The 6,727-nt window shown below is 62.3% G+C and carries 5 protein-coding genes; all 5 read left to right on the top strand.

Annotation, left to right across the window (positions count from 1 at the left end; genetic code table 11):
• The first annotated feature begins 366 nt into the window (after positions 1-366).
• Entirely contained in the window at positions 367-957 is a 591-nt protein-coding gene (locus tag SX243_24610) for an ATP-dependent Clp protease proteolytic subunit (GenBank protein ID MDY7096170.1), read from the top strand.
• 192 nt (positions 958-1,149) lie between these two features.
• Complete coding sequence (clpX, locus tag SX243_24605) at positions 1,150-2,388, top strand: ATP-dependent Clp protease ATP-binding subunit ClpX (protein MDY7096169.1); 1,239 nt, start codon at positions 1,150-1,152, stop codon at positions 2,386-2,388.
• A 14-nt stretch (positions 2,389-2,402) separates the two neighbouring features.
• The gene (gene lon, locus SX243_24600; protein MDY7096168.1) at positions 2,403-4,826 is read left to right on the top strand and encodes an endopeptidase La; all 2,424 of its coding nucleotides are present in this window, start codon (positions 2,403-2,405) and stop codon (positions 4,824-4,826) included.
• Positions 4,827-5,164: 338 nt separating this feature from the next.
• Complete coding sequence (gene yihA / locus SX243_24595) at positions 5,165-5,770, top strand: ribosome biogenesis GTP-binding protein YihA/YsxC (protein MDY7096167.1); 606 nt, start codon at positions 5,165-5,167, stop codon at positions 5,768-5,770.
• 60 nt (positions 5,771-5,830) lie between these two features.
• Positions 5,831-6,727, top strand: an 897-nt coding sequence (gene rho, locus SX243_24590; protein ID MDY7096166.1) for a transcription termination factor Rho, incomplete at its 3' end; no start/stop codon positions are given.

Genomic DNA, 6,727 nt, shown 5'->3' with positions numbered 1-6,727 from the left:
GAAGCCGAAGGCCAGTGCCGCGAAGAAGAAGCCCGCCAAGAAGAGCTCTGACAAGGCTGATGAGAAGGAATCCGCCAAGAAAGAGCCCGCCAAGAAGAGCGCCGCCAAGAAGTCGAAGAAGGCAGCGCCGGAGGCTTCAGAGGTCGACGAGGACGACGCCGAGGGCTGAGCCCCCGTATGATGAAGAGGTGCCCCGGGGCGATTCAGCGCTCGTCGTCGGGCACCCTCGCGGACAGGCTTGGCGAATCGTTTCGTGAACGGGCTCGTGAACAAGCAGTCCCGAGAGTTGATTGAATGAGGCCGGTGTCGGAGCGGCGCCGACGCGCGCCGGAGACTCCACCGGTACACCGATAAGGAGATTCGAACATGCTGGTGCCCATGGTGGTCGAGCAGACCAATCGCGGAGAGCGCTCGTACGACATCTATTCGCGGCTGCTCAAGGACAACATCGTTTTTCTCGGACGCCCCATCGACGACGATGTGGCGAGCCTGATCATCGCTCAGATGCTTTTCCTGGAGGCCGAAAACCCGGAGCGGGACATCGCCCTCTACATCAACTCTCCCGGTGGCTCCATCAGTGCGGGGCTGGCGGTCTACGACACCATGCAGTACATCAAGCCCAGCGTCGCCACCTATTGTGTCGGCCAGGCCGCGTCCATGGCGGCGGTGCTGTTGGCGTCGGGGGAGAAGGGCAAGCGCACCGTGCTGCCCAATAGCCGAGTGCTGATCCACCAGCCCTGGATTCAGGGCATCGGCGGTCAGCAGACCGACATCGAGATTCACGCCAAGGACATGTTGGCGATGCGCGCCAAGCTCGACGAGCTGCTGGCCTTCCACACCGGTAAGACGGTGGAGGAAATCCACCACGACACCGAGCGCGATAAGATTTTGAGTGCGGAAGAGGCCGTCGAATATGGCTTGGTGGATCAAATCATGTCGCGCAAAAAGGCGGATTGAGCACCTCTTTGTATGAGGGGACTCCATCAACGCCGTCCGGGGGATCACCCGGAACCGGATCCGTAGGGTCCAGGAATAGTCTCGGGACGGGGTTCTGTTCCTAGTAGCGAGGTTGACGTAGGTCGGAGCCAAACCTACGATAGCTTCAGCCCGTACCCAAATGCCCCGGCAGTCAACTGCCACGGAGGAGAGATGCCCAAGAAAGACAACAATGATGAGGTTCTGAGGTGCTCGTTCTGCAATAAGAGCCAGCGCGAGGTCAAGAAGCTCATCGCGGGCCCCACCGTCTTCATCTGCGACGAGTGCGTCGACATCTGTCTCGACATCATTGCCGAGGACCGGATGCTCGAGCAGCAGCAGGACACCGCCCTGCCCAAGCCGATGGAGATCAAGGCCCTGCTGGACGAATACGTCATCGGGCAGGAGCAGGCGAAGAAGAAGCTCGCGGTAGCGGTCTACAACCACTACAAGCGCATCGACTACGCCGAGCGGGCGCATGGCGAGATCGAGCTGCAGAAATCCAACATCCTGCTCATCGGTCCTACCGGTACGGGCAAGACCCTGCTGGCCCAGACCCTGGCCAAGCTGCTCTCGGTGCCCTTCACCATCGCCGACGCCACCACCCTCACCGAGGCGGGCTATGTCGGCGAGGACGTCGAGAACATCATCCTCAAGCTCTACCAGGCGTCCGGCAACGACAAAGAGAAGACCCAGCGGGGCATCGTCTACATCGACGAGGTGGACAAGATCTGCCGCAAGGGGGACAACCCCTCCATAACCCGCGACGTCTCCGGCGAGGGCGTGCAGCAGGCGCTGCTCAAGATCCTCGAGGGCACCCAGTGCAACGTGCCGCCCCAGGGCGGCCGCAAGCACCCGCACCAGGAGTTCCTGCAGATCGACACCACCAATATCCTCTTCCTCTGCGGCGGCGCTTTCGTCGGCCTCGAGGAGCTCATCGGCCAGCGGCTCAACGAGAAGAGCCTGGGCTTCGGTGCCGAGGTGCGCAGTCGCAAAGAGGTCTCCAGCGTCGAGATGCTCAAGCACGCGCTGCCGGAGGACCTGATCAAGTACGGGTTGATCCCTGAGTTCGTCGGCCGCCTGCCGGTGGTGGCGACCCTGGAGAACCTGGACGAAGAAGCTCTCGTGCGCATCCTCACCGAGCCTAAGAACAGCCTGGTGCGCCAGTACCAGACCATCTTCGAGTTCGAGGGTGTGGAGCTGAGCTTCACCGACGGGGCGGTGCAGGCCATCGCCAAGGAATCCCTCAAACGCGGCGTAGGCGCCCGCGGCCTACGAATCATTCTCGAAGACCTGATGCTCGACCTGATGTACACCATCCCCTCGGAGGAGGGCATCACCCAGTTGAAGGTCGACGAGACCGTGGTGGAGAGCCGCATCCACCCCATCGAGCTATACAAGAAAGCGGGCTGAGGAGCGAAGCCAACATGGGATCTACTTACATAAGTTCACAGCGCGAAACTCTGCCCCTGGTCCCCCTGCGGGACATGGTGGTCTTCCCCCACATGATGGCGCCGTTCATCGTCGGGCGGGAGAGCTCCGTTCGGGCTCTGGAGCGGACCCTCGCGTCGCCGCGCAAGCGCATCTTCCTGGTAGCTCAAAAAGATCCCAAGGTCGACGAGCCCGGGGGCGAGGACACCTACGAGATCGGTGTCGTGGCGACGGTGATCCAGAACCTGCGGCTGCCCAACGGCAACGTCAAGGTGATGGTGGAAGGGGTCAAGCGCGGCAAAGTGCTGGAGATCCGCGAGGATGAAGGCGCCCTCACCGCCGAGGTCGAGACCTACACCGTCGACTACCCCGCCAGCGAAGAGCTGAAGCGCTACATGAACAAGGTCCTGGGCACCTTCGAGCAATACGCCAAGATGTCCCACCACCTGGCCTTCGAAGGCCTGATGTCGACCCTCAAGGTGGACGACCCGGACCGCTTCGCCGACACCCTGGCGGCCCACCTGGTGGTCACCACCGCCGAGAAGCAGACCCTCCTGGAGCTGGTCAACCCCTACGAGCGCCTGCAGGTGCTCCACGACCTGTTGGATGTGGAAGTCGAGAAGATCAACATCGACAAGCGCATCAACATCAAGGTCAAGAAGCAGATGGAGCGGGCCCAGAAGGAGTACTACCTCAACGAGAAGATCAAGGCCATCCACCAGGAGCTGGGGCGCAAGGACGAGCGCGGCGACGAGATGGCCGAGCTGAAGGAAAAGATCGAGAAGGCGGGCCTGCCCAAGGACGCCAAAGAGAAGGCGGAGCAAGAGCTCAAGCGCCTCGAGGCCATGCCGCCGGTGTCGGCGGAGGCGACGGTGTCGCGCAACTACATCGACTGGCTCGTCTCGGTGCCATGGAAGAAGCGCAGCCGCGAGCAGAAGGATCTCGACAAGGCCGAGGAAGTGCTCAATTCCGACCACTTCGGTCTCGACAAGATCAAGGAGCGCATCCTCGAGTTCCTCGCCGTCCGCCGACTGGTGGGGCAGCAGACCAAGAGTTCCATCATCTGCTTCGTCGGCCCTCCGGGCGTCGGCAAATCGTCTCTGGCCAAGTCCATCGCCCGCGCCACCGGACGCAAATTCGTCCGCCTATCCCTGGGCGGCGTGCGCGACGAGGCGGAGGTTCGCGGTCATCGCCGCACCTACATCGGCGCCTTCCCGGGCCAGATCATCCAGATGATGAAGAAGGCCGGCACGGTCAATCCGGTCTTCCTGCTGGACGAGATCGACAAGATGTCCACCGACTTCCGGGGCGACCCCTCGTCGGCGCTGCTGGAGGTCCTCGACCCGGAGCAGAATGACGCCTTCGTGGATCATTACCTGGATGTCGAATACGACCTCTCCAAGGTCATGTTCATCGCCACCGCCAACGTCGTTCACACCATTCCGGCGCCCCTGCGGGACCGCATGGAGGTGATTCAGCTCTCCGGCTACACCCTGACCGAGAAGCTGCAGATCGCCCAGCGCTTCCTGGTGGAGAAGCAGCTCTCCGACCACGGCCTGGACACCGAGAAGGTGGACTTCGACGACGAGGCCATCCGCAGCCTGGTGGAGAAGTACACCCGCGAGGCCGGCGTGCGCAACCTGGAGCGCGAGATCGCCTCCATCTGCCGCAAGATCGCCCGCCGGGTGGTCAAGGAGGGCGAGGGCTTCCACGTCACCGTCGAGCCGGACATGCTCACCGACTATCTGGGCAAGCAGAAGTTCCGCCCCTGGCGCCTCACCGAAACGCCGGAGGTGGGCGTCTCCACCGGCCTCGCCTGGACCGAGACCGGCGGCGAGCTGCTGGAGACCGAGGTCGGCCTGATGAAGGGCAAGGGCAAGCTCACCCTCACCGGCAAGCTCGGCGAGGTGATGCAGGAATCCGCCCGCGCTGCCGTCTCCTATCTGCGCAGCCGCTCGGATCTGCTGGGCATCGACCCGGACTTTTCCGAGACCAACGATTTGCACATCCACGTCCCCGAGGGAGCCATCCCCAAGGACGGTCCGTCCGCCGGCATCACCATGGCCACCGCCCTGGTTTCCGCCCTCACTCAGGTGCCGGTGCGCAAGGATGTCGCCATGACCGGAGAGATCACTCTCCGGGGCAAGGTCTTGCCTGTTGGCGGAATCAAGGATAAAGTATTAGCAGCCCACCGGGCCGGAATCTCCGAAGTCATCCTGCCAAAGGAAAATGAGAAGGATGTCGACGACATTCCGGTCGAAGTACGGGACGTCCTGGAATTTCATCTTGTAGAATCTATGGACGAGGTCCTGCGGATCGCCCTCGACGCCGAGGTGCCCGCGCTGGCTACCAAAGCCGAGGGTGGCTATGATGAAGCTTCCCCCGAGCCTCCCGTAGGATCCGATTCTCTGGCTCATTAAGGTTCGGAGCTCACCGGGTTTCCCCGGTATCGGCTCCGGTACGATCCGGTTCAGAACCTGGAGCTCCACACCCGAATTCTCAGAGCTTTTGAAGAGATCGCTGCCCGCCTCGAGGGTTTCTGGAACATAGTTTGCAGTTTCTCCCCGTTGCAAGGGCTTCGATGCAAGTTCGCAAAGCGAGCTTCAGTTCCTCGACTCGCCGCCATAGCTCGCTACGGTAGCTGATTCGGGACCTCTCGGTCCTCGATCTACTTCCGATGGCCGTGCTGAAGGGAAGATCGGTTCCCCTCGGATGAGGCCATACCAGCCATGATCGGCGAGATTGGACTGCGAAGACGTTGAAAGTAAATTCCGCGGAGTTTGTCCGCTCGGCTCCGTCAGACCGCGAGCTTCTACGCGACGACCGCCCTCAGGTGGCCTTCGTGGGACGCTCCAACGTCGGCAAGTCGAGCCTGCTCAACCGTTTGCTCGGACGCAAGGGGTTGGCGCGGACCAGCTCCACTCCCGGCCGGACCCGGATGGTCAATTACTTCCTGGTCAACGACCGGTTCTATTTCGTAGATCTGCCCGGCTATGGTTATGCCAAAGCCGGCATGAAGGATCGCCAGGCGTGGGCGGTGTTGGTCGATGACTACTGCCGTGACGCGTTTCCCGGTGCTCTGGTCGTGTTGCTCGTCGATGCAAAGGTGGGCGCCACGACTCTGGATCAGGAAGCCTGGCGTTATTTGCGCGGCTACGACGCCGATATCGTCGTCGCCGCGACCAAAACCGACCGTCTCTCCCGCAACCGCCGTCAGGCTTCCATGAACGGAATCCGGCGAGCTCTTCAGGCGGGGGAGGAGATTCCAGTCATTCCGGTTTCGGCACGTTCCGGCGATGGCATGAAAGAGCTTTGGGGAGTCATCGACACCCATCTGCGGTCACAGAAGGAACGGACGGCGTAAATGAGGAAGAAAATGCCAAGAGCCGCACAACGTAAGTCGAAGAAAGACAATTCCGACGCCCTGGACATCCGGGCCCTCAAGGAGATGAGTATCTCTGAGCTCACCGAGGTCGCCAAGGAGCTGGGGGTAGAAGGCGCCGCCGGGATGCGCAAGCAGGAGCTGATCTTCAAGATTCTCCAGGCGCAGACCGAAAAGAGCGGGCTGATCTTCGCCGAGGGGGTGTTGGAGTGTCTGCCGGACGGCTTCGGCTTCCTCCGCGCGCCGGAGTACAACTACCTGCCGGGCCCGGACGACATCTACGTCAGCCCGAGCCAGATTCGGCGCTTCGACCTGCGCACCGGTGACACGGTCTCCGGCCAGGTACGCCAGCCGAAGGAGGGGGAGCGCTACTTCGCCCTGATCAAGGTCGAGGCGGTGAATTTCGAGCACCCCGAGGTGTCGCGCAACAAGATCTTCTTCGACAACCTCACTCCCCTCTATCCCCTGGATCGCCTCAAGCTCGAGGTCTCCGGCGACATGTCCTCCCGGGTGATGGATCTCACCACCCCCATGGGCAAGGGCCAGCGCGCTCTCATCGTGGCGCCGCCGCGTACCGGTAAGACCATGCTGCTCCAATCCCTGGCCCACTCGGTGGCCAAGAACCACCCGGAGGTGGTGCTCATCGTGCTGCTCATCGACGAGCGCCCCGAGGAGGTCACGGACATGCAGCGCTCGGTGCAGGGCGAGGTGGTTTCCTCCACCTTCGACGAGCCCGCCACTCGCCACGTGCAGGTCGCCGAGATGGTGATCGAGAAGGCCAAGCGGCTAGTGGAGCACAAGAAGGACGTGGTCATCCTCCTCGACTCCATCACCCGACTGGCCCGCGCTTACAACACCGTTCAGCCGCCTTCCGGCAAGGTGCTCTCCGGCGGTATCGACGCCAACGCCCTGCACCGTCCCAAGCGCTTCTTCGGCGCC

The organism is Acidobacteriota bacterium, from assembly GCA_034211275.1.
Lineage (GTDB): Bacteria > Acidobacteriota > Thermoanaerobaculia > Multivoradales > JAHZIX01 > JAGQSE01.
This window is presented reverse-complemented; position numbering and strand designations above follow the sequence as displayed.